Raw genomic sequence first — 25,731 nt, forward strand, 5'->3', positions numbered from 1 at the left:
AGGCTTTTTATCCTGACTGCGTCGGATTCCGTTACCGCTCACTCGGTTCGTAATGATTTTACCGGGTTAGATAATGCTGCTTTAATGGTATGATACCCGATTGCAAAAGCGGCACATAATAGTGCTATACCTGCGCCAATGATATAGATCGTCCAGCTTATTTTTATTTTGTATGCAAAATTTTCTAACCAGGAATACATAAAATAATTAGCCAATGGCACGGCAACTAAAATGGCCACAGCAATCAGTACAATAAATTCTTTATTCAGCAACATATAAATTTCTGTTATGCTGGCGCCCAGTATTTTTCTTATACCTACTTCTTTGGTGCGGTTAATAGCATTAAGGCCAGATAAACCAAAAAAGCCCAAACAGGAAACGAATATGGCAATCCAGGAAAATAAATTGATGGTTTGCATCCACTTCTGGTATGGTTCGTAAAAACGTTGCACCGTTTCATCCATAAAATTAAATTCAAACGGAGCGCTGTTGGTAATGGCATTCCAGTTGGTATGTATCCTGTCCATTACCTGCGGAATATCCTGGCCGGGCTTTATTTTACACCAGTAAAATGCACTTACCGTAGGAGAACAAAGATGATAGGCCGGCCCTATTTTTTGCGTAAGTCCCCAAAAATGATAATCCTTTGATACACCGATGATGCGGCCACCCATAGGTTTATTAATTTCATCCATTGGTGGCTTACCCAACATATTGTACAGGGTTTCATTTACAATAATGGCCATACTGGTAGAGGAACTTTGCGAATCAATTAATGCGACGGGTATTTCAAAAGCTGCAGTATCTGTAGGCATATCCGGTGAAAATGCACGGCCCTTAATGATCGGAATTTTATTAAAATCAAAATAGTTGTAATCAACGCTTAGTTCCGAAACCATTTCCTGTTTATCATTAATTAAATGGCTGTTCATATTAAAGCCGTCAGAAAAAGTAAAAGTTGTTGCGGTAACATTTGTAATGCCGGGGTCTTTAGCTGCAAATTGATAAAACCTTTCTTTCATCAGGTTTGTATTGGGATTATTATAAGAATCAGGTGCTTTAATTACCACCACCTGTTCTTTGTCAAAGCCAAGATCTTTATGCAACATAAATTTCATCTGCCGGAAAATAACCAGGGATGAAATGATCAATACAATACAGGAAGTATATTGAATAACCACAAATGTTTTTGAAAGCCGTGGATTTAATTTGTAAGTAGCATGCCCACGCATAATTTTCAACGGTTTTAAACCGCTTATTGCCAATGCAGGAAAGATACCGGCCAGTAAGCCCAGCACTACAGATAAAACCAGCAGCATGCCGATAATTAATGCTGCTGAAATATTTTCTATTTTGATGTTGGCCCCTACCAGGTTGTTAAAAAAAGGCATGGCAATAGTGGCAATAACAAATCCTGCCAATACCGAAATGGTTACCAGCAATTGTGTTTCTACCCAAAACTGTGCAACTATTTGTTTACGTTCTGCGCCAATGGTTTTGCGTATACCTACTTCCTGCGACCGGGCTGCAGTACTGGTAAGCGTTAGCAAAACATAATTGATGCATACAATCAATAATAAGATAATAGTTAAAGCGATCAGCTGAAATATCCTTTCCAGGTTGGTGTAATGAAACCAGCCGTCACTGCTGTTAAAATGTGCTTCTGCTAAAGGACGCAGGTAGCCATGCATTACTTTTGCATCTTTGTCTCCGGGTTTATTAAGTGCAGCAAAATAATTTTTGCAAAAAGCATCCAGTTTTACACCAAACGCTTTGGCATCTATTCCATCCTGCAATTGTAAAATGGCCAGGTGACTAAACTGCCCTACGGCTGTTCTGTTTTTTTCAAAACCAGGGCTGGCCTGTAAAGGAATCACCATTTCAAACTGCATACTGGAGCTGGCAGGAAAATCTTTGGCAACACCTGTTACAATAAAAGGCTTTTCATCTCTTATAACCAGGTTAATCGTTTTGCCTATCGGGTTGTCATCTCCAAAATATCTTTTTGCAGCACTTTCAGTAATCACAATATTATTTGGCTGTTGCAGTACAGTGGTTGCGTCACCTTTTAGCAATGGAAAACTAAATACAGAGAAGAAATTATTTTCTGCTAATGCCACAGCCTGGTTATTCAATTTAAAACTCTGGTTATTACTACGTACCACCATTCGCCCCCCGGATTGCAGGCGGACAAAGCTTTTTATTTCCGGAAAATTATTTTTTAAAGCTTCCGGTAAAGGAATTGGTAAACGAAGGTTATTACGAACCTGGTCGCTTTTATATAAAAAGGAAAAGAAATTTTTTTGAGGGCTTTCGCCGTCGAAATTGAATATGTTAGTTACTTCCAGGCGATAGAGGTTCTTTTCATTTTTATGAAACCGGTCAAATTGATTTTCGTGCTGCACATACAAAAAGATGAGTATAGTAAATGCTGCCGCTACCGATAAGCCGGTGAAATTGATAAGGGAGTAAATTTTCTTTTTAAATAAATTTCTCCACGCCAGTTTAAGGTAGTTTCTAAACATACAAGTTGATTTATTCTGTTCGTAAACTTTTTACAGGATTAGCAATGGCAGCTTTAATGGCCTGGAAACTTATTGTAACTAATGTAATGACTAACGCACCCATACCTGCTGCTGCAAAAATCCACCAGGATAATGCAGTGCGATAAGTATAACCCTGTAACCAGCCGTGCATAAAATAATAAGCCAAAGGAAAAGCTATTAATAAAGCAATACTAACCAGCAACAAAAAATCTTTGGACAATAAACGCCATACAGTAAATACAGAAGCACCCAACACTTTTCTTACCCCGATTTCTTTGGTTCGTTGTTCTGCAATAAAGGATGCCATACCAAATAAACCCAGGCAACTGATGAAAATTGCCAGCAATGCAAAGAAACCAGCCAGCCTGCCAATACGTTCTTCGCTACCGAATTTTTTCGCATATTCTTCATCTGAAAAATGATAGGTAAAAGGTTGGCTGGGATTAAATTTTTTAAATACTGTTTCTATTGCTACCAGAGATTGATGCGGACTCTGCTGCGGATTTAATTTTACCGAAACAAAAGACAGGTAATCGTTGGATAAAGTAAAAATAGTTGGCCGTACAGATTCGTAAGGAGATGACATCACCATATCTTTCGACACGCCGATAACGGTAACCGTTTCTCCAAACCACTTGATATTTTCTCCCACCGGATTTTGCAGGCCCATAAATTTTACAGCCGCTTCGTTTAATATTACTGCAGCGGAGTCTGAAGGAAAATCTTTTGAAAAATTTCTGCCGGCAGCCAGCTGCCAGCCAATTAATTTAGGATAATCCATGGATATCGGTTCGGCTAAAAAATCAACCGCAAGATTGGGGTCTTTCCCCTGCCAGCTGATGCCGCTTGTTGATGACCATATGCCGGTAAGCGGACTTCCTGATTCTGCAACTGCTACAACTGCGCCTGTTTTTTCCAGCTCCGTTTTTACGGCTTCAAAATGATCGTGAATTTCGGAAGTGTTCATCGGTAGTGTAACGATGCCATTATTGGTAAAACCCAACGGCCTGTTTTTAGTAAATTGTATCTGCCGGAAAACGATCAGCGTACCGATAATCATGGCTACTGAAATAGAAAATTGCATTACTACCAAAACCCTGCGGGGCAGTGCAGCCAGGCGGCCAGCTTTAAATGTTCCTTTTAATATTTTTACCGGCTGAAAAGAAGAAAGGTATAATGCAGGATAACTTCCTGCGATAATGCCGGTAAAGAGCGTAAAGCCAATACCCATCAGCCAGAAGTAAATATTGGTCCACAGAATAGCCATATTTTTCCCGGAAATACTATTGAAGAAAGGCAGAACAAGTAATGCTAATATGATGGAAATTAGAAAAGATAAGAAGACCATCACCATCGATTCCATAAAAAACTGGTAGATGAGCTGGCCCCGTAAAGAACCAATGGCTTTGCGTATGCCCACTTCCTTGGCACGCTTTTCACTTCTTGCCGTACTCAGGTTCATAAAGTTGATGCAGGCCAGCAACAATACAAACACGCCAATTATGCCAAACATCCATACGTATTTAATACTACCGCCAACGTTTACACCGTTTTTAAAATCGGCATACAAATGCCATTTGCTCATCGGCATTAAAAATATCTCCGGCTTCTTTTTTTGCAGTTCTTTACTAACGTTGTTGAACTTGGCGTCTTTTATTTTTGCAGATACACTCACCACATCTGTATTATCTGCTAACTGGGTAAAAATATTAAATGCATTAGGCCGCCATGGTTCTTTGGCAGTTCGTATCCATTCAAAATTATTAAAAAATAATTGCCATGGTGCAATAAACTGCATGCCGGCCAGCATAGAGTTTTGTGGCAGGTCTTCATACACTCCCGTTACCTGCACATCTATGCGGTTATCAATTTTCATTGGCTTATTCATCGGGTCTTCATCTCCAAAATAAGCTTTGGCTGCAGACTGCGATAACATGACAGAAGATAATTCTTTTAAACCTGCCCTGCTGCCTTTGATCATTTTCAATGTAAATAATTCCGGCCCGTCAGGCTCCATATAAATACTGTTCTGCATTAACTTTTTTTCACCTGCACTTAAAATACGGTCGCCCGGGCCGGTACTTAATACCACGTACTTAAAATTACTGCCATATTTATTGCGTAACTCTGCGGCCAAAGGATAAGGTACTGCAGACTGTGTAGTAGTTTCCCCGTTATTGGTAAGATTTTGTTTTACCATTGCAATGCTATCATAATGCTCATGGCATTTATTAAATGATAATTCATCCCATATCCATAATCCAATAACAATAGCTACTGCCATACCAACAGACAGGCCTGTAATATTTATTAAAGAATAAATTTTGTTACTACGCAGGTTACGCAAAGCGATCTTTACATAATTTTTTATCATGGTCATATTTTATTCTGTTCTTAAACTTTTTACCGGGTTAGCTATTGCAGCCTTGATAGCCAGGTATCCTACCGTTACTGCAGCAACAATAAAAGTTATACTAATGGCAAATACAAAAAACCATATGCTGATATTGATCCTGAATTTAAAATCCTGTAACCAGCTGGTCATTACCCACCATGCCAACGGGGCTGCCACAATAAATGCAATAATTACAAGCCGTGAAAACTCTTTTCCAAAAAGCCACAGTATCTGTGTAACAGTGCTGCCTAATACTTTTCTTATGCCGATCTCTTTTGTTTTTTGTGCAGCCATAAATGAAACCAATCCATATAATCCAAGACAACCAATAAAAATAGCGATCAGGGAAAATACCTGCACCAGCTTAAGCATCAGGTCTTCTGTCTGGTAAAATGCCGCAACTGTTGCATCTAAAAATTCAGATTCATAAATACTATTCGGGTTCATGTCGCTCCATGCTTTTTCTAATGCGGCAGTAGTGGCTTTTGAATTGGCCAGGTTTATTTTTACCGCAAAAGTTTGATAAAGATTTGAAAAAGAAGAGATACACACGGCATTAATATCTTCATGAAAAGATTTATCATGAAAATCTTTTACTACGCCAACAACCGGGGCCGGCGTTCCATCTACACGTAATGTTTTACCAATGATATCACCGGGGGAACGGATGCCTAATTTAGTTAACATGGTTTCGTTCACCACATATTCCCGTACCGTATCGGATGGAAAAAAGTTTCTGCCTGCTATCAATTTCAAATCAAATGTTGAAAGATAAGCAGCATCGCCGGCTTTATAATTCACCCTGGAAGCCTCGTCTTCTGTATGGTTATCGTACCGCATACTGGTTGTCCAGCCATTCACATCTAATGGTGCTGCATAACATAAAGACACTTTTTCTACACCCGGTATGGTGCTAAAACGATTGCGCAATGTTTCAGCCGCTGCAGAATCTGCGCCGGATGCAAAAGGGATCAATACAATACCCTCTTTATTAAAACCCAGGTCAGATTGTTTAGCATACTTCATCTGCCCCATCACAACTATCATCCCGATTATTAATACCTGCGATATTGCAAATTGCGTAATAATAAGGCTTCGTCTTGTATTTAAACCGCCGATGGATTGCTGCGATAACTTGCCCTTTATTGCCTGCACAGGATTAAAACCAGATAAAATAATTCCGGGATAAGAGCCGGAAAAGAAAGTTACCAGCACTGCAAGCAATAACATGAACAAAGGCAATTGCCAGCTGCTTAAAATATTAAGGCTGATATGTATGCCGAACCAATCATTAACATAAGGCAATGCCACCCACGATAAGCCATAAGCGATACCTGTTGCAATAATGGTGATCAATCCTGTTTCTGTTATAAACTGCCAGAATAATTGTAACCTTAAGCTACCCAAAGTTTTTCTTACACCTACTTCTTTTGAACGATTAAGCGCTTGTGCTGTAGCCAGGTTAATAAAATTTACACATGCAGTAATGATCAGAAAAAGACCAATGAAAGATAATACCCATAAATTTCTTTTTTCCATGGCACCGCCGTAATGGGGATTAAAATGTACATCAGCAAGTGGCTGCAATTTATAGTGATGTACATTTTTGCTGGTGGGGCGATATTTTTTTACATAGGCTGGCAAAACTTTTTCAACGGCTTCTGCAGTTACGCCTTTTTTTAATACTGCATAACAATGCATGCCACTTTGTATACCACCCCAGGAATCATCTTTTGCCAACCAGTCATCATAAGATTTAAGTGTGGCATAGGATATAAAAATTTCTGCTTTCTGGTCTGTATTTTCAGGCAGGTCTTTTAAAATACCGGTTATCCTGCAATCCACTTTATTTTCTACCCGAAAAATTTTATTAACGGCGTTATCATTGCCGAAATATTTTTTTGCTATTCTTTCTGTAACAACTGCAGTATTGGGTTCATTTAAGGCTGTGCTGATATTGCCCTGCAGCAATGGAAAATTAAAGATGGAAAAATATTCCGGTTCGGTAAAAGAAGCACCCTCTTTTTCTTTAAATTTTTTTAACCCTTTATCGGTATTGATGGTGATCAGTTGTTCATCGAATGTTGCTATTCTTGCAATTTTTTCAGTAAAGTTATAATCAGTACGTATTGCTTTACCTAACGGACTTGGCACACCATCGGTATAACTTATATTATCACGATGTTGTTCTGTTACAATACGATAGATCCTGTTGGCATTATTATGAAAATTATCGAAAGACAGGTGATAATTGACCAATGAAAAAATAAGAATGCCGCAGGTAATACTTAAGGCAAGGCCCATAATATTAATAAAGGCATAACTCTTATTTTTTATAAGGTTTCTCCTGGCGATCTTAAAATAATTTTTTATCATGGTCATATTTTATTCTGTCCGTAAACTTTTTAGCGGGTTTGCAACAGCGGCTCTGATAGCCTGGAAACTTACAGTGAGCAAAGCAATTGCAATTGCAATACCGCCGGCCATTACAAATACCGCCCAGCCAATATTAATGCGGTAAGCAAATTCCTGCAGCCATTTATACATTGCAAACCAGGTAAGTGGTACGGCAACAATAAATGCTGCCAGTACCATGTATAAAAAATCTTTAGCCAGCAACACTACTACCTGGCTTACGTTGGCACCTAAAACTTTTCTTACCCCGATCTCTTTCGTTCTTTGTGCAATAGAAAAAGCAGATAAGCCCAGCAGTCCCAACGAAGCAATAATGATGGAGATGATGGCAAATACAGAAAATATTTTCCCGGTGCGTTCTTCGCTTTTATATACGGCTGCAAAACGATCGTCGATAAAATTATAAGAGAAAGGCCCGTTGGGGTTAAAACTATTCCAGTCGTTTTTAAGTGCAGACAACAATCCTTCTATACCGGTAGTTTTTATTTTTACAATTAAACCACCTTTATTATTGCCTAATACCATTACCAGCGGCGCAATTTTATCTTTTACAGATGTATAGTGAAAATCCTTTACCACACCAATGATGGTTAATTCATGTTGCCCTGATGTGATGATTGATTTCCCCAACGGATCGCCTTTAAAACCAAATTCTTTCACCGCCGCTTCGTTTAATACTACAGCAGCAGAGTCGGCATAATCGGGTGCAAAATACCTGCCGCTTACCATTTGCATGCCTAATGTTTTTACATAGTCATAATCTACATGGTATTTGTTGATATGAATTTCTGAACGGGTTTCGTTACCGGCATTATCCTTTGCATAAGCCTGGGTACCATCCATATCTTTTGTGCCAACGGGAACATCCTTTGTAAGCGTTGCGCTAACCACCCTGCTATCTTTTACTATTTCTTCCTTAAAAGCCTGTTGATTCTTACCTAATAAATATCCGTCGTTAATGATCAGCGTTTGGGTTTTATCAAAACCCAACGCTTTGTTTTGCATAAAATGTAATTGCCTGTACACTACAATAGTGGAAATAATGAGTGCTATTGAAACAGCAAATTGAAAAACCACCAGGCCACTGCGTAAATAGCGGCTGCTTTGCGGTGTGGCATTCTTTTTTCCTTTAAGTATACTGATGATATTAAAAGAAGAAAGAAAAAAAGCCGGGTAAGTACCTGCCAATATTCCTACAATAGCAACAAATGCCAATGACACAAGGACCGCTTTGTAATTTAAAAAAGCTGTAAATACCAGTTGCTTGCCCGAAAGTGTATTAAAAAAGGGTAATGACAAATAAACAAAACCCAAAGCAATTATGTAGGCCACCATAGTGAGCAGTAATGATTCGGACAAGAATTGCAGTACCAGTTGCTTTTTATCAGAGCCCATCACTTTTCTTATCCCTACTTCTTTACTTCTTTTAATAGATGCTGCCGTGGAAAGGTTGGTAAAATTTACTGCTGCCAGCAAGATGATAAAGAAGGCCAGTGCTGCAAAAATGTATACATACTTAATGCTACCATTTACCTCCAGCTCATCTTTATTGGATGAATACAGGTGAATTTTATCAATTGGTTTTAAATAAAAAACAAAAGTGTTTACAGATTTTTGTGCTTCGGCAAGGCTTACGCCCATATCACGCTGCACTTCGGGTACTACATATTTTGCTACCAGCTCCGGAAATTTAGCTTCCAGTTTTTTTGGATCGGTGCCGGGTTTTAATTTAATGTAAGTATAATCGCCAACATTACTCCAGGTTTGGTTATTGGGGTTATCCTGGAAACTGATATAAAAATCAAAATTAAAATGCAGATTGCCCGGTAATTCGCCAATAACACCGGTAACTTTAAAAGGATTAGCGGTATTGCTATTCATCACCAGCAATTTTCCCATGGGATCGGCAGTACCAAAATATTTTTTTGCCACCTGCTGCGATATTACAACGCAGTTAGGTTGATTTAATGCTGTGGCAACATCGCCCTGCGCAAATGGTATAGAAAATAATTGCAGAAAATTAGAATCCACAAATGCAATACCTGGTTCTTTAAACTGGTTATTTTCGTATTTTACAAAAATGTCTTTGCGCTGTATCAGCCTTGCAAAATCCAGTACTTCGGGATACGCATTTTTGATACCTCTTCCTACCGCTACATCGGCACCGGAATAAAAATCTTTATTCTCTACATTTATTTCTACCCTGTAAATATCCTTTGCATCTTTTGGAAATTTATCGTAGCTCAACTCACTGTATAAAAAACCACTAATGAGTAAGCAACAGGTAAAGCCCACTGCCAATCCAAAAATATTAATGGAAGCAAATACCTTATTCTTTAACAGGCTGCGTATGGCGATCTTGAAATAATTTTTTATCATGGCGATATCGTTATTCTGTTCTTAAACTTTTTACAGGGTTAGCCAATGCTGCTTTAAACGCCTGGAAGCTCACTGTAAACAATGCGATCAATATTGCCACCATCGCAGCAATGGCAAACATCCACCATTGAATACCGATGCGGTACGTAAAACCTTCCAGCCACTTATTCATAAAGTAATAGCCCACAGGTATCGCCATACAGGTGCCCAGTAAAACGGGTTTTAAAAGATCTTTTGATAGCAGCACCACAATGTTTTGTACTGATGAACCCAACACTTTTCTTACACCAATTTCTTTGGTGCGTTTAACAGCGGTATAACTGGCCAGGCCAAATAAACCCAGGCAGGCAATAAAGATGGCGATCACAGAAAAAGCACCTAAGATATTACCTTGCTTAATATCATCTTTATAATGCTGATCAAATGCTTCATCTAAAAAATTATACTCGAATGGATAACCGGGTGCCACACTTGCATAAGCCTTGCTGATGGTACTGATGGTTCCTTTCAACTGGTTGCCGGGCTTTAATCTTATTACGGCAACACGCCAGTCTTTGTCAGTGGATATTACCAGCGGTTCAATCCGGTCTTTAAGTGAAGTAAAATGGTAATCTTCCACCACCCCCACAATAGTGCGGCGTACACTATCCCTGCTAAGATTCTTTATCCATTTGCCAATGGCCTGCTCCGGTGTATAACCAAGGTTGGTGGCAGCCGACCTGTTGATAAGGACAGACTGTGTGGAATCGGTGGCAAACTGCGAAGACAATTCCCTACCTGCGATAATTTTTAATCCCAGTGATCGTACAAATTCAAAATCTGCAAACTCTGTATTGAATAAAAGTTTTTCGCCCGGCTTAGCTTCTGCTTCAAAGCCATACTTGTCGTGAAAGCCGCCCGGTTCGCCTGACATCAATGATACATTCACTATTGAAGGATCGGCGGCCAGCATATTTTTAAATACAGCCTTTGCTTTGTACAAATCCTGGTTATCAATTTTCACCAGCATAGATTGTTCTTTGTTAAAGCCAAGATCCTTGCTACGCACATAATTCATTTGCGAAGCAATTACTGTAATACCAATTATAAGCAGTACAGAAACACTGAATTGAAAAACCACCAACGCTTTCCTGAAAAAAACGCTTTTCTTTCCAACTCTTAATTTTCCTTTTAAAGATTCAATGGGTGAAAAAGAAGACAAGAGCAATGCCGGGTAAGTGCCTGCCAAAAGCCCTATTACAAGAATAGTAACAAAAATAAAAAGGTACACACTAGGGTCTGCCCAGAATGAAGATAATTTATACCCCAACAGGTTATTATAGGCAGGCATTAAAAGCTGTGTTACAAGCAGGGCGGCTGCTGATGCCACAGCTGCGTATAAAACAGATTCAATAATAAATTGTATGATCAATTGTTTACGTACCGCACCCATCACTTTTCTCAATCCTACTTCTTTAGAGCGGTCGGCTGCACGTGCAGTTGCCAGGTTCATAAAATTGATACAGGCAATCGTAAGAATTAAGAGGCCGATGCCCATAAAGATGTATACATTTTTTTTACTGCCGTGTCTTATTCCATCAAGGCTAAGGTCATCCAGGTAGATCTTTTTCATCGGATCTAAACTTAAACCCATCTTAAAACCACTTTCGGCATAATATTTACCGAGGTATTTATTCATGAACTGCGGAAACTGGCTTTCTAATTGCCTGGCATCGGTGTGCGGATTTAACTGCACATAAGTATACAAGCCGTTGTTAGGGAATCCCTGTACAGAGTCGTAATATTTAAAATTAGTAATGGGCACAACCATATCAAAATCCAGGTTGGAATTGGAAGGAATATCTGCAGCAATGCCGGTTACTTTCAGCTGCAGTTTTTTATTCATTTCAATTGTTTTACCCAAAGGATCTTCATTGCCAAAATATTTTTTTGCCGCGGTTGCTGTTAACACAATACTTCCGGGATTATTCAATACTGAAGCCATATCTCCTTTCAGCAATGGAAAATTGAAGAATTGAAAAAAATTACTGTCTGCGATATACACTTTTTTTTCGTTGAACGAAATATTGTTATAGCTGAACAGGTCATTATCAGGCATTACCCTTACTGTTTTCTGTATCGCATCAGGATAATCATTTCGCAATGCCGCTGCATACGGCCCCGATACCCATGCAATATGCCTTTTAACACCATCGTTATTACTTTCCGATACTCTTGAAAGGCGGTAAATAGTATTACCGTTCTTGTGAAAATCATCAAAGCTGAATTCGTGCTTTACAAAAAGAAATATCATCAGGCAACAGGTAATACCCACCGTTAGTCCTAATATATTAATAAGCGAAAACATTTTTTGTTTCCGTAAATTTTTAAATACCAGCTTAAAATAATTCTTCAGCATAAAAAATTTTTTATTCAATTACTAACTTTACAAAACAAGATGTTATTCGGTGCGTAAGCTTTTTACCGGGTTGGCAATAGCTGCTTTTATTGCCTGGAAACTAACCGTTACTATAGCAATAATAACCGACAGCAATGCCGTAAGTGCAAATACCCACCACTCCACGCTTACCCGGTAAGTATACGTTTGCAGCCATTGGTTCATAGCATACCAGGCAACAGGCGATGCAATAACAAATGAAATGATCACCAGTTTTAAAAAATCTTTTGATAATAATGTGGTGATACTGCCTACACTGGCGCCCAATACTTTTCTTACACCAATTTCTTTAATACGGTTCTCTGCCATATAAGTGGCCAGGCCAAACAAACCCAGGCAGGAAATAAAAATGGTAAGGCCCGCAAACAATCCGGCTAAGGTGCCGGCACGTTTTTCTTCATCAAATTTCCGGGCATAATTATCGTCCACAAAATGGTAGTCGAAACCATATTGAGGATTGTATTTGTCAAATATTTTTCTCGCCTGCTGCAAAGCAATATCAGTAGATAAAGCAGGGTTAAGTTTGTAATGAATTACATTGAACCAGCTCTTAGGCCCAAATACCATCAGCTGTTGTATCTTTTGATAAGGAGACTCAAAAACAAAATCTTTTATCACACCTACCACCTGCCAGTTTTCTCCTTCCACTTCTTTTATGATGGTGCCCACAGGATTTTTCAGGCGCATGATATTTACGGCTGTCTCATTCAGTAGTACTGCATTGGAATCGGCCGGGTATTTATTGATATCAATATCTCTTCCCTGTGTTAATTGCACCCCCATCGTTTTCACAAAATCAGCATCAGTGGAAAATCTTATGAAATCAGTTTTTTCGTCGCCGGGTTTACTGCCGGGCCAGTTAAATCCCCATCCATCGCTGTAGCGCTGCGTAATGGGACTCATAGATTTTGTAACTGATAATGCGGTGCCGGTACTGATCAGCTCGTTCTTTATCAAATCGTAATGCTTCTCATTTTCGCCTTGTAATAAAGTGTATACCAGCCTGTCTTTATTGTAACCGGCATCACGGCCCTGCGCAAATTTTACCTGGTGTGCCACTACAATGGTGCAAATGATAAGCGCAATAGCAAATGTAAATTGCAATACCACTAAAATTTTACGTGGTGTAATTACAGCATGTGCCGCTTTAAAAGTTCCTTTTAAAACTTTTACCGGCTGGTAAGATGAAAGGTAAAATGCAGGGTAGCTGCCCGCAAGTAAACCTGTAAATAAAATAAAAGCAAATGCTGTAAACCAGAAATAAATATTGCCAAAATCGATATAGAGTTTTTTATTTACCAGGTGGTTAAATCCATTAAGGCTTAATTCAACAATGATCACGGCCAGTATACCTGCCAGGAAAGCGATCACAATACTTTCGCCGATGAATTGTAATACCAGTGATTTTTTTTCTGCACCCACCACTTTCCTGATGCCTACTTCCTTCGCTCTTTTTTCACTTCTTGCAGTACTAAGGTTCATAAAATTGATACAGGCAATAAGTAAAATAAACGCTGCAATGATGCCGAATAATTTTACCTGTTCAATTCTTCCGCCTGTATATTTTCCATTGTCTGATTTTGAGTACAGCCATTGATTGCGGAAGAGTTGGGTAAATACTTCTGTTGTTGATGGTGATTTTGTATTTACGGTATGATCAATCGTGATCTTCTTAATTTTTTCATCAAAAGCTTTTTGCGATACACCGGGCTTTAACAGCACGTAAGTTTGAATGGAATTGTTTCCCCAGTTCAAATCAGGTCCATTGGTCTTTTCCCGGTAAGACCATGGTAATAAGTATTCAAATTTAAAAACGGTATTATCGGGCAGATCTTTTAAGATCCCGGTGATAGTAAAATTATCTACACTGTCTACACGAACAATTTTACCCAATGCCGGTTCGTTACCAAATAATTTTTTAGCCATCTTTTCGGTAACCACAATATTATACGGGCCGGTCAATGCTTTTGCAGCATCACCTTCAAGTAACGGAAAACTGAACATGTTTAAAAAACCGGAGTCGGTAAAACTACCACTCAGGTTAAGACGTTTGTCGCCGGCAGTAAATAAAAAATCGGTAGACCTTGTACGTACAACATCTTCCACATCGGTAGCATAAGAAGATTTTACTGCCGGGCCAAGCACAGACGGTGTAGTAGCCCAGGCCCAAAGCTGGCCATTAAATTTATCCCTGTTGTTAAAAGTATATATCCTGTCAGATTTTTCATGAAACTTATCATGACTCATTTCATTTTGTATCCATAATAAAATAAGCACGGCACTTGCCATCCCGATAGCAAGCCCGCTGATATTGATAAAAGAAAACGCTTTATTACGTAGTAAATTCCTGTACGTGATCTTAAAAAAATTCTTTATCATAAAAAATAATTAATAGGCTTTATTTTATTAATACCCGGTTCACTATTCTGTACGTAAACTTTTAACCGGGTTGGCCACTGCAGCTTTAATAGCATGAAAACTCACCGTAAGTATGGCGATCAATACGGCAATGACACCTGCCACAATAAATATCCACCATTGTATATCTATGCGGTAACTAAAATCCTGCAACCATTTGTGCATGGCCCACCACGCTATTGGTGTGGCAATTACCAAAGCAATGATAACCGGCTTAATAAATTCTTTGGTAACCATTGCAGCAATACCACTTACCGACGCACCCAGTACTTTACGTACACCAATTTCTTTTACTCTCTGGCGGATGATGATAAATGCCATACCAAATAAACCCATGCAGGAAAGAACTATAGCCACCATTGACGCAATAGAAAACATGGAAGACAATCTTTTTTCGTTGGTGTACCAGCGATCAATATTTTCGGTAACATAAGAGCCTTTAAATTCTTCACCCGGCTGCACCTGTGCAAAAGCATTTTTAATAATATCCATGGTAGCCGTTGGGTTCTGTGTATTTACCCTTATCAATGCATAGCTGATAAATGAAGTGCTGTTCATGCTGATAGTAAGCGGTTCATTTTTTTCGTACATCGAATACAAATGAAAATCCGGTATCACACCTACAACAGTCCATTTAGGCCTGCTGCTGTCAGCGTAAAAAGACAATCCTACTACATCTCCTTCTCCCAATTGCTTTGCCATACTTTCTGTTACAATTACAGAAGTACCGCTGTCTGCTACATAACTTGTTGAAAAATCTCTACCCTGTTTTACCGGTATGTTCAGTGTTTTTAAAATATCATAATCAGCCGCCATAAAATCCGTTCCGATAGATTTTCCATTGTAATCAAATCCAAAACTTGTTCTGCTGGTGCTGCCATCAGTACCTACACCCAGGTTTACATCCGAACCAGTAATACTAACAATACTTGATTGTGAAGCCAGCATGGTACGCAGTTTACTTACGATCTCTTTTCCTTTTTCATATTTTTTAAGCGGAATGGTGACTAATGATTCGGTAGTATAACCCAATGGCGCTTTACGTAAATGCTGAAACTGCTGGTAAATAATTACTGTGGTACAAATGAGTACAATAGCAATTACAAATTGTGCTACTATTAAAGCGTTACGAAAGATGCCGGGCCTTTTTAAAGAGATCTTTCCTTTGAGTATTTCAACGGTTTTTAATTTACCCATTATAAAAGAGGGATAGCCGGATGCAATTAAGGAAACCAATAATAATAATGCCACCAGGTAAAAAATTATAGCAGGCTGGTATAATAAATTCATATCAAACTTTGCTTCCATTAATTTATTAAAACCGCTCATTAAAATCATGGTGGCACCAATAGCAATCAGCATTGATGCAAGTACTGTAACAAAACTTTCTCCCCATACCTGCATCCATACCTGGCGCTTGCCTGCACCTAAACATTTACGGATACCTATTTCCTTGGTACGGGTGAATGATAAGCCGATATTTAAATTCACAAAATTGAAACAGGCAATTAAAATAATTACAAATGCCACCAGTAATAAAATGTATAAAAACGATTTGCTTACCGAGTTGCCTGTACCCAATGCTGCACTAAAATGCAGGTCTTCTATCGGCAATATTTTCATTCCTGTATAATCGCCATTGGCATCCTGCCTATAGCCTTTTTTCTTTAAAAAATCTACATCGGTAGGATTATATTTTTTGGTGAAATTGCGCAGTTGATTTTCTACCTGCGCCTGCGTTGTATTGGCAGCCAGCTGCACATACACGCTATGGTGCTGGCTGTTCCAGTCATTCTTCAATTCTGCATAACTGGGGTCTGCTTCTGTACGAGCTAAAGCAGAAAACCTGATGGAAGAATTCAGTGGTGCATCTTTTAATACCGCAGATACACTGAGGACAATCCATTGGCCGCCAACTTTTACTTCTACTTTTTTACCAATAGGATCTTCATTGCCAAATAAATTGCCTGCAGTTTTTTCATTAAGTACAATATTATCGATGCCGGCCAGCGGATGTTCCTTTGCACCCTTTACCACCGGAAAAGAAAACATACTGAAGAAATCATCATCCACCATTAATGTAGATTGATCAAGGCTTTTTTCTTTATAGCGTATCTCACCACCGCGGTTCCTGATACGGGTTGATTTTACAATGCCTATATTTTCCGATTTTACAGTTGCTGCTGCAGGATATCCCATTTGGCCGCTAAGGTTTAAACCTTCGGGTGTGTTACCAAAGGTATAGAGCTTGTAAAGTTTACTTTTATTATCGTGAAATTTATCAAACGAAAATTCATTGTACACCATTACCATCAGCAAAATACTACAGGTAAAAGCTACCGCCATTCCTATTACATTGATAGCCGTATGCAGTTTATTTTTCTGCATATTGCGCCATAATGTTTTCAAATAATTTTTAAACATAATTCTGCTTTACTCGGTTCTTAATTTTTTTATTCTGTCCGTAACGATTTTACGGGATTAGTGAGGGCGGCCTTTATTGCCTGGAAACTTACTGTGGCCAATGCTATCAGTAAAGCTGCAATAGCTGCAAATACAAATACCCAAACACTGATATCAATACGGTAAGCAAAATCCAGCAACCATTGATGCATGGCCCACCAGGCTACAGGAAAAGCCAGTATTGCAGCAATACCTACCAGTATTAAAAAATCTTTTGACAGCATTGTTACCACATTACCTACACTGGCACCCAATACTTTTCTTATACCAATTTCTTTAGTGCGTTGTTCTGCCATATAAGTAACCAGGCCAAATAAACCCAGGCAGGCAATAACTATGGCCAGTATGGCAAATACAATTGCAACACTGCCTGCACGCTGTTCACTGCGGTACATATCATCAAATGAGTCGCTTAAAAAACGATAACTGAAAGGCATACCCGGTGCCAGTGTTTTCCATTTAGCTTCTATTTGTGCTACCAGGTTTTTTGTATTGGCCGTGTTTATTTTAAAAGATGCCAGTCCTGTACTATTAGCCAGGCTCATACATAATGGCCCCATCTTCTGGCGTAAACTTTCAAAATGAAAATCCTTTACCACACCAATGATCTCCCTGGGATAAAGATTATTATCGCCCTGTTTATTGGAAGGGGCATAGATCATTTTGCCAACAGGATTATCGTAGCCCAAAAGTTTAGCCGTAGTTTCTGTAATCAGCAGTGCAGTGGAATCAGAACCAAAATCTTTTGAAAAATTTCTTCCCTGCACAATTTCCATGCCCATGGTTTTAATATAATCGTAGTCTATTCTCCAGGTTTGCATATCAATACCATTTTTGGTATCCATCACCGCTTCTTTGGAATAGGTATTATCGCTACGTGATGAATTGGTAACCGGAAGATAGCTGCTGAGCGTACCGCTGCTTACGCCCTGCATCGCCAGTACATCATTTTTAAATGCCTGCACATTTTTATCCAGTGCATAAGCACCATCAATGATCAATACCTGGTCTTTATTAAACCCTAATTTTTTATTTTGAATATAGTCGAGCTGCTTGTACACCACAATGGTACAGATGATCAGCATTATAGAAGTTGCAAATTGAAAAACCACCAATACATTACGGAGGTTACTTTTTTTAAACCCGGTATTTACATTACCTTTTAAAACAACGATCGGTTTAAACCCGGAAAGAAACAATGCCGGGTAACTTCCTGCCAGCACCCCTACCACAAAAGGCAGCAATACCAGGAACGGCAAAATCCTTGCACTCAACAGGTCAGTTATTGAAAGTGATTTTGCTGCAATATTATTAAAGAGCGGCAATACAAAATAAGCCACTGCAACAGCAATAACCAGTGCAATAACTGCAGTTACAGTAGATTCTACCAGGAACTGCGCAATCAATGTTTTTCTTTCGGTACCCAATACTTTGCGTATGCCCACTTCCTTGGCCCTGTTGGCACTGCGTGCCGTACTCAGGTTCATAAAATTGATGCAGGCTAAAAGAAGTATGAACAAAGCCACCGCCGAAAAAATATATACATACTGGATATTACCTGAAGGTGTTATTTCAAAAGTATAATCGCTGTGCAAATGAATATCTGTTAAAGGCATCAGGGAATATTGCAGCTTGTTACCCGACTTCTTTAACTCATCCATACTGCTTACCTTAATGAATTGCTGTACATAAGGCAATACATATTTAGCAGTGTATTGATCTAAATTCTTTTCAAACGCTTTATAGTCAGTACCCGGTTTTAATAAAAGGTAAGTGTGAAAGTTATGACTGGTGAGCTGCCCCCATTGATAATTGACATTCTTCATAGATAAAAGAAAATCGAAATTAAAATGTGAGTCTTTGGGAATATCGTTAATAATTGCGGTGATCTTAAAAGGCGTGGTACCGCTATTGTTTTTAACTTCAATATTTTTACCCAAAACATTTACTGTCCCAAAATATTTTTTAGCCGTACTTGCAGTTACTATAACCGTATTGGGTTCATTCAATGCTGTTTTGGTATCCCCTTCAACAGCCGGCAATGCAAACACCGAAAAAAAAGTTGAATCTGCGTAAGCAATATGCGGCTCGTTAATAAATTCACTGCCTTTTTTAATAAGCTTACTGCCTTCACTGGTGTACACACGGGTAAATTCCTCTACCTGGGGGTAATCTTTTTTAAGCAACGGCCCCATCATATCCGAGGTTTGCGTCATGTGCAGGTCGCCGCCACCAAAACGCAGATCAGAATTGATCCTGTAAATACGGTTGGCATTAGAAAGATATTTATCGTAACTGAGTTCATTAGTTACGTAAAGCGTAATTAATAAACAGGTAGCAAGGCCAATGGCAAGGCCAAAAATATTAATAGCGCTGTACCCTTTGTTTTTCCAAAGGTTTCTGAAGGCTACTTTAAAATAATTTTTAATCATGGCTATACTTTAATAATTAAAAATTTATAATGGGGCAGAGTAACTACATCATTAATTTAAAAAGCTGCCTGTCATGGCTAATGTTCGGCAGCTTTTATTGTCACTCAAACTAAAATATTCTCTGTTACTGTTTGTCCATCCAGCATACGTATAATACGATGACTGTACTTGGCATCATGTTCGCTATGCGTTACCATCACAATTGTAGTTCCTTGTTCATTCAAATCAGTAAGCATCTGCATTACTTCGTTACCATTGGAAGAATCGAGGTTACCTGTAGGCTCATCCGCCAATATTAATTTAGGATTATTTACTACCGCCCTTGCTACGGCTACACGTTGTTGCTGACCACCGGATAATTGCTGCGGATAGTGATTACGGCGGTGCATGATCTGCACTTTATCCAGCACATCCTCTACTCTTTTTTTACGGTCGGCAGCTTTTATACCCAGGTATATTAATGGCAATTCCACATTTTCAAAAACAGTCAGTTCATCAATCAGGTTAAAACTCTGAAACACAAAACCAATATTGTGTTTGCGCAGGTCGGCCCTTTTACGTTCGTTAAATTTTGATACTTCAATACCATTGAAAATAAAACTACCGCCATCCTGGTCGTCAAGCAGGCCCAGTATATTCAGCAAGGTACTTTTACCACAGCCCGACGGGCCCATGATGGCAACAAATTCGCCTTCCTTTACATGCAGTGAAAGTTTGTTTAAAGCAACGGTTTCTACTTCTTCAGTTCTGTAATACTTTTCAAGATTGGTAATATTGATCATACTTTTTTGTTTTAAAAATGATTGCCGGGAATTAAAATGGTAAATGGATCGGTTTCTGGTACAGCCATATCTGCCTGTACTTTTTTATCGTTGACACATTTATTAACAGTGGTGCTGCAGGTTTTGGCAGTACAGTTTTCTGAGCTGGCAAATAAATCGGTAGACTTTGCTACCAGCAATACTGCTGCAAAAAATGTGATGATGAAAAATGTTTTCATGTTTATTATTTTATTTTTTTAAGATCAGTTCCTGCATCGTTCCATAGTTTTCATAACTGCTGGTAACTACTTTATCTCCTGGTTTAAGGCCTTGTAATACCTGGTAATAATCGGGGCTCTGTAAACCTAATTGTATATCTACCTTATAAGCTTTGCTGCCATCTTCACTCACTTTAAATATCCAGTTACCGCCGGTTTGCTGGTAAAAACCACCCTTAGGTAAAATGATGGCCTGCATTTCATCGCTCAGTGCCAATTTTATCTGCAGTGTCTGGCCACGGCGTATGCCCTGTGGTATGGTATCACTAAACTCCATATCTACCTGGAACCTGCCATTGGTTACCTGCGTAAAAACTTTCTTAATGCTCAGCTTATAATCTTTGCCGGCAATTGTGGCAATACCATTAAGCCCGATAAAAATTCTTGAAATATAATGTTCATCCACATCCACCCTTACCTTAAAACCGGTAGCCGCATCAATCTGCCCCAGCCTTTCGCCTTTATTTTTTGATTGGCCGATTTCTGCATCCAAAGAAGTTAACTGCCCATCAATAGGTGCCCTTACGATCAGGTCGCCTACCTTTTTACGCATCAGTTCCAAAGTATTCTGCATTCTTGATAACGACTGCTTATCCTGGTCGCTCATCAATTTTACCGAAGCTCCATCCTGTTTTAAAATATCATCGGCCAGTTTTTTACGGCGTACCTGGTAATTGTAATTGTTTTCGCTTTGCAGGTATTCCTGCTGCCCGATAACCTTCTGATCGTACAATTTTTTATTCAGCGTATACACTCTAAGTGCTTCTGCCAATGCATTGTCCACATCGGCCATCTGGTTTAATTTGCCCGTAGTATTCTGTGTAGCATTATTTTTAGAAATGTTCATTTGCGTCAACACATTAAACACCTGTGTCTCCTGGTTGGCAAGGCTCAGTTCAAGATCAGTGTTGCTTAACCTTAAAATAGGTTGGTCTTTTTTCATCATCGTACCGTCTTCCACATACTTTTCTTCTACCCTTCCGCCTTCCAGTGCATCCAGATAAATAGTGGTTTGCGGCAGCACAATGCCATTAACCGGGATAAACTCCTGGAAAGGCCCTTTTTTAATTTCGCTGATGGTGATGCGTTCAGTATCCACATTCAAACGGCTTTTGCCCGAAGTGAAATAAACCGCCCCTGCAATTAATAATACAATACCGGCAATACCGCCGATGGTTAAAATCCGTTTGGTGTTCCAGGTTTTCTTTTCTATTACTCTGTCCATGTCAAAAATTTTCTGAAAGTTACTTCTCCTGTTTTTAAAGTTTTATAAAAATCATCCCGTTTGGTGAGTACGGGATGATCTTTTTTCATGACTATACCACACGAGAAGGTTGTGATTACCGATACCATCTATTAAAGCTGTGCCAGTTTTTAAATCCTGTCATTATCAGCACTTTAGTAAATTCTGCCCGGGTTAAGTGTACGGTTTTGATACAACAGGTGTACGGTTTTGATACAGTAATTTTAAGCCAGAATAAATAAGCATTTTGTTATCATGCAATTGTATTTTTGGCATAGAATGCGATATTGGTAAACAAACAAAATAATGCTGCTTAAAAACGCCACCATATTAGTAATTGACGACGACACTGATGTATTAACGGCAGTGCGCCTGTTATTAAAAACAGAAGTAAAGGAAGTAGTGATTGAAAAAAATCCCGATGCCATTAAAACTTTACTGCCCAAAAAAGAATTTGACCTGATATTGCTGGATATGAATTTCAACAGCAGTATCAATACCGGTAACGAAGGTATCTTCTGGTTAAAAAAAATAAAAGAGCTGTCACCTGCCACGGCCGTAATCATGATCACCGCCTATGGCGATATTGACCTGGCCGTTCGTTCCTTAAAAGAAGGTGCCGGCGATTTTGTGATCAAGCCCTGGCACAACGAACGTTTACTGGAAACCATAAAAGATTTATTACAAAGAAAATCGGGTACCATATCTGCCGCAGCCAATACCAATGATTCAGTCATAGGGTCAGAGCTGTTGGGAGAATCGGAAGCGATGCAGGATATTTTTAAAAAGATAGAAAAGATTGCCCCCACCGATGCCAATATTTTAGTGCTGGGAGAAAACGGAACGGGTAAAGACCTGGTGGCCAAAGCTATTCATCAACGTTCTTTACGGGCCAACAGATCTTTTGTAAAAGTAGATGCCGGTTCCTTAACCGAAACTTTATTTGAAAGTGAATTGTTTGGTTACAAAAAAGGTGCCTTCACAGATGCCAAGGAAGACAGGATGGGAAGATTTGAAGCGGCCAATGGCGGTACTTTATTTTTAGATGAGATCGGTAATATCAGTTTACAGCAGCAGGCAAGGTTGCTTACTGTTTTACAAAACCGGCAGGTTACCCGCCTGGGCTCTAATCAACCCATACCAATTGACATCCGGCTGATATGCGCCACCAACGTTCCCTTTGCTGCTTTAGCCGATGAAAGCCGTTTCAGAAAAGACCTGATCTATCGTATCAATACCGTGGAGATCACCATTCCGCCATTAAGAAAAAGAGGCCGCGATATTGGCCTGCTGGCCAAACATTTTGTAAAACTGTATGCTGCTAAATATTTTAAACCTAATATGGAGTTGGATTTTGCTGCGCTGAACAAACTGGAGCAATATCATTTTCCCGGTAATGTACGGGAGCTGCAGTATGTAATTGAACGGGCAGTTATTATGAGTGAAGATGATGTGATCAATGACAGCGATCTGATTTTTTCATCTCTGGAAAACCAGTTGCAGCAGGAGCAGGAGGATGGTGCAGATTTTCGCCTGAGTACGGTAGAGCGCAACGCAATACAAAAAGTAGTTGAAAAACATAATGGCAATATTACCAAAGCTGCCAAGGAATTAGGTTTAACAAGAACAGCTTTATACAGGAGGTTAAGTAAATATGATATTTAAAAAAATGGAGTGGCGGTTATTATTTAAGCTGGTACTGCTTTTTGCGGTGCTTGCAGCAGCTGCATGGTTTTTAGTGAACAAAAACTACGTGTATGTTGGCGTATTGGCAGCGGCTACTCTTTTTTTAATGTATGATATTTACCGTATGCTAAAAAAAGCCCAGGACGAAGTGCAGGAATTTGTAGAGTCTATCCATTACCGTGATTTTTCCAGGTACTTTAATGTAAAACATGCACCGGCAGAATTGCAACCGCTGCGCCAGGGTTTTAACGATATCAACAGTACTTTTAAGGTGATCAGTAAAGAAAAAGAAGTGCAATACCAATACCTGCAAAAAATACTGGAGCTGGTTGATACCGGTATCATCTCTTACGAAACCGAATCGGGCGAACTCAACTGGATGAATGACACCTTTAAAAAAATGATGGACATTCCTTATTTAAAAACCATTCACTCTTTAGAAAAAAGAGATGCCGTGTTGTATAAAGAAGCGATTGCTATACGCCCCGGTGAAACAAAAGTGGTGGAAATAACCAAAGAGAACCGGCAGCTTAAAATTTTGCTGGCAGCTACCATGTTTCAAACAGAAGGCAAAACCAATAAAGTAATTGCCTGCCAGAATATCAATGAAGCCCTGGACGAAACCGAAGCCAAGGCATGGCAAAAATTACTGAGTGTGATGACGCATGAGATCATGAATTCTGTGGCACCTATCTCTTCGCTGGCGGGCACTTTAAAAAATCGTTTGTCTAAGGCCAATGCATTTACAGATGCCGGTAATAACAATAATATGGACGACCTGGAACTGGGGCTGGAAACCATTCAGCGCCGTAGCGAAGGTTTATTAAAGTTTACAGAAACTTACCGCAACCTCAATAAGATCACCACACCCAATCTTAAAAAAGTTTTTGTAAGAGATCTCTTTGAGAGCCTGCACTCCCTGATGCAACCAACGCTGGACCAGAAGAAGATTGAAATGGAAGTGATATTAAAAGATCCGCATTTAACAGCGGCGGTGGATATCAATCTTATTGAGCAGGTACTCATCAATTTAGTAGTGAATGCAGTGGAAGCTGTAAAAGAAAAGCCCAATCCCCGTATCATGCTATCTGCCCTGCACGATAATCATAAACTATTAATTAAAGTAACCGATAATGGCTCCGGTATTTCTCCGGAAGTAATGGATAAAATTTTTATTCCTTTCTTCAGCACCAAAAAAAGCGGCAGCGGTATTGGTTTAAGTTTATGCAAACAAATTATGCTGCTGCACAAAGGCAATATACAGGTACAAAGCAGGGAGGGCGAAGGAACGGTATTTAGTTTGTTGTTTACTGAATTGCAGTAGAAAGTTTTTCAGGCAATAGGGTTAAAACAATTATCTTGCTTTATAGATAATTGTTACCTCTTTAACTATTTTCTGTTGAATAAACGTTCTAATTTTTTTATCATAATCAATTTGTAAGGTATCATCAGACAACCAGTTAAAGTTTATTGATGCAGAGTCAAGCCGTGTTTTTCCGTGATCATTATCAACTGTAAAAGTGTTACCTACCTGTGTATTATTAAATTTATTATCATACCCCACAATTGATACCTGATAAGAATCTGAAGAAAGGGACGGAGATTTTGAAAATAGAACGGCTTTTTTATCTTGCTTTTTATTAGAACTTTCTTTTACAAATATGTCTGAATCGCCGTCAGATAATGATAGACAAGAAGTCAGAGTAGCTATTAAAATAAATATTGTTAAAGGTTTAAGCATCCTGGTTACCATTTTTTGCAGTGGCTTTTATGGTAGCACATCATAGATTAAAAAGTATTAAGTAGTTTTAATGCCCCCTAGCATTATATTATGTGAAGGCAATATTTTTACTTTGAGGAGCTAAAAATAAAATTACCCAAAATCTCCCCTTTATCTGTTTTTATTATCCAGTCTTCTACATCATTAGTATTTACCACAATAATATCTTCATATTTAATAGTGGTTAAATTAAACGGTTCATTATCAACCTTTGCAGCTATTTTATTATCATTGATGGATATCGGTTTTAACCATAAATGTTCAATATACTCATCCTCTTCAAATCTTGCCTTAATAAAAAATTTAAAATCAGAAGTATCTTCTGCCTGAAAAACTTTGATAAAAAAGTCAATATTATCTTGTGCAACTCTTATTGCTTCAAGGTAAGATTTACCCGAAACATCTATGTTAAGAATGTTTTCTTTGTCCCAGTTTGTCATCTCTTTTTAGATTTTGTATTACCCCTTGCCGATGCTGAAACTTTTGCAATATTGTAAA

At 38.9% G+C, this 25,731-nt stretch carries 15 protein-coding genes; 2 read left to right on the top strand and 13 right to left on the bottom strand.

Annotated elements, in window-relative coordinates; genetic code table 11:
- Nucleotides 1-38: 38 nt before the first annotated feature.
- From ACYVM0_RS26420 to ACYVM0_RS26470, 11 genes are all read right to left on the bottom strand, one after another.
- The gene (locus ACYVM0_RS26420; protein WP_460562401.1) at nucleotides 39-2,525 is read right to left on the bottom strand and encodes an ABC transporter permease; all 2,487 of its coding nucleotides are present in this window, start codon (nucleotides 2,523-2,525) and stop codon (nucleotides 39-41) included.
- Between the two features lie 10 nt (nucleotides 2,526-2,535).
- Nucleotides 2,536-4,926: an ABC transporter permease gene (locus tag ACYVM0_RS26425; protein ID WP_460562403.1), complete on the bottom strand. Its 2,391-nt coding sequence runs from the start codon at nucleotides 4,924-4,926 to the stop codon at nucleotides 2,536-2,538.
- A gap of 3 nt (nucleotides 4,927-4,929) precedes the next feature.
- Entirely contained in the window at nucleotides 4,930-7,323 is a 2,394-nt protein-coding gene (locus ACYVM0_RS26430) for an ADOP family protein (RefSeq protein WP_460562405.1), read from the bottom strand.
- Between the two features lie 3 nt (nucleotides 7,324-7,326).
- Complete coding sequence (locus ACYVM0_RS26435; RefSeq protein WP_460562407.1) at nucleotides 7,327-9,735, bottom strand: ADOP family protein; 2,409 nt, start codon at nucleotides 9,733-9,735, stop codon at nucleotides 7,327-7,329.
- Nucleotides 9,736-9,745: 10 nt separating this feature from the next.
- Nucleotides 9,746-12,133, bottom strand: coding sequence for an ABC transporter permease (locus ACYVM0_RS26440; RefSeq protein WP_460562409.1), 2,388 nt, complete (start codon nucleotides 12,131-12,133; stop codon nucleotides 9,746-9,748).
- Nucleotides 12,134-12,175: 42 nt separating this feature from the next.
- On the bottom strand, nucleotides 12,176-14,551 hold the full coding sequence (locus tag ACYVM0_RS26445) for an ABC transporter permease (RefSeq protein ID WP_460562411.1): 2,376 nt from the start codon (nucleotides 14,549-14,551) through the stop codon (nucleotides 12,176-12,178).
- Between the two features lie 42 nt (nucleotides 14,552-14,593).
- Complete coding sequence (locus ACYVM0_RS26450) at nucleotides 14,594-17,014, bottom strand: ABC transporter permease (RefSeq protein ID WP_460562413.1); 2,421 nt, start codon at nucleotides 17,012-17,014, stop codon at nucleotides 14,594-14,596.
- A gap of 29 nt (nucleotides 17,015-17,043) precedes the next feature.
- On the bottom strand, nucleotides 17,044-19,485 hold the full coding sequence (locus ACYVM0_RS26455; protein ID WP_460562415.1) for an ADOP family protein: 2,442 nt from the start codon (nucleotides 19,483-19,485) through the stop codon (nucleotides 17,044-17,046).
- 104 nt (nucleotides 19,486-19,589) lie between these two features.
- Nucleotides 19,590-20,267, bottom strand: coding sequence for an ABC transporter ATP-binding protein (locus ACYVM0_RS26460; protein ID WP_430990213.1), 678 nt, complete (start codon nucleotides 20,265-20,267; stop codon nucleotides 19,590-19,592).
- Nucleotides 20,268-20,278: 11 nt separating this feature from the next.
- Nucleotides 20,279-20,485 (bottom strand): hypothetical protein, encoded by a 207-nt coding sequence (locus ACYVM0_RS26465; RefSeq protein ID WP_460562417.1) that lies wholly within the window; start codon nucleotides 20,483-20,485, stop codon nucleotides 20,279-20,281.
- A 10-nt stretch (nucleotides 20,486-20,495) separates the two neighbouring features.
- Entirely contained in the window at nucleotides 20,496-21,749 is a 1,254-nt protein-coding gene (locus ACYVM0_RS26470; protein WP_460562419.1) for an efflux RND transporter periplasmic adaptor subunit, read from the bottom strand.
- A 324-nt stretch (nucleotides 21,750-22,073) separates the two neighbouring features.
- On the opposite strand from ACYVM0_RS26470, the gene ACYVM0_RS26475 reads away from it, so the two are divergent.
- Entirely contained in the window at nucleotides 22,074-23,432 is a 1,359-nt protein-coding gene (locus ACYVM0_RS26475; protein WP_460562421.1) for a sigma-54-dependent transcriptional regulator, read from the top strand.
- Entirely contained in the window at nucleotides 23,422-24,777 is a 1,356-nt protein-coding gene (locus ACYVM0_RS26480; RefSeq protein ID WP_460562423.1) for a sensor histidine kinase, read from the top strand. The genes ACYVM0_RS26475 and ACYVM0_RS26480 overlap by 11 nt, the downstream gene beginning before the upstream one ends.
- A gap of 30 nt (nucleotides 24,778-24,807) precedes the next feature.
- Here the strand turns inward: ACYVM0_RS26480 and ACYVM0_RS26485 are convergent, their stop codons facing one another.
- Nucleotides 24,808-25,194 carry a hypothetical protein gene (locus ACYVM0_RS26485; RefSeq protein ID WP_460562425.1) on the bottom strand — a complete coding sequence of 129 codons (387 nt, stop codon included), beginning with the start codon at nucleotides 25,192-25,194 and terminating at the stop codon, nucleotides 24,808-24,810.
- Between the two features lie 107 nt (nucleotides 25,195-25,301).
- Complete coding sequence (locus ACYVM0_RS26490) at nucleotides 25,302-25,673, bottom strand: DUF2314 domain-containing protein (RefSeq protein WP_460562426.1); 372 nt, start codon at nucleotides 25,671-25,673, stop codon at nucleotides 25,302-25,304.
- Between the last annotated feature and the right edge of the window lie 58 nt (nucleotides 25,674-25,731).

The sequence above is a fragment of the Ferruginibacter profundus genome (genome assembly GCF_054783275.1).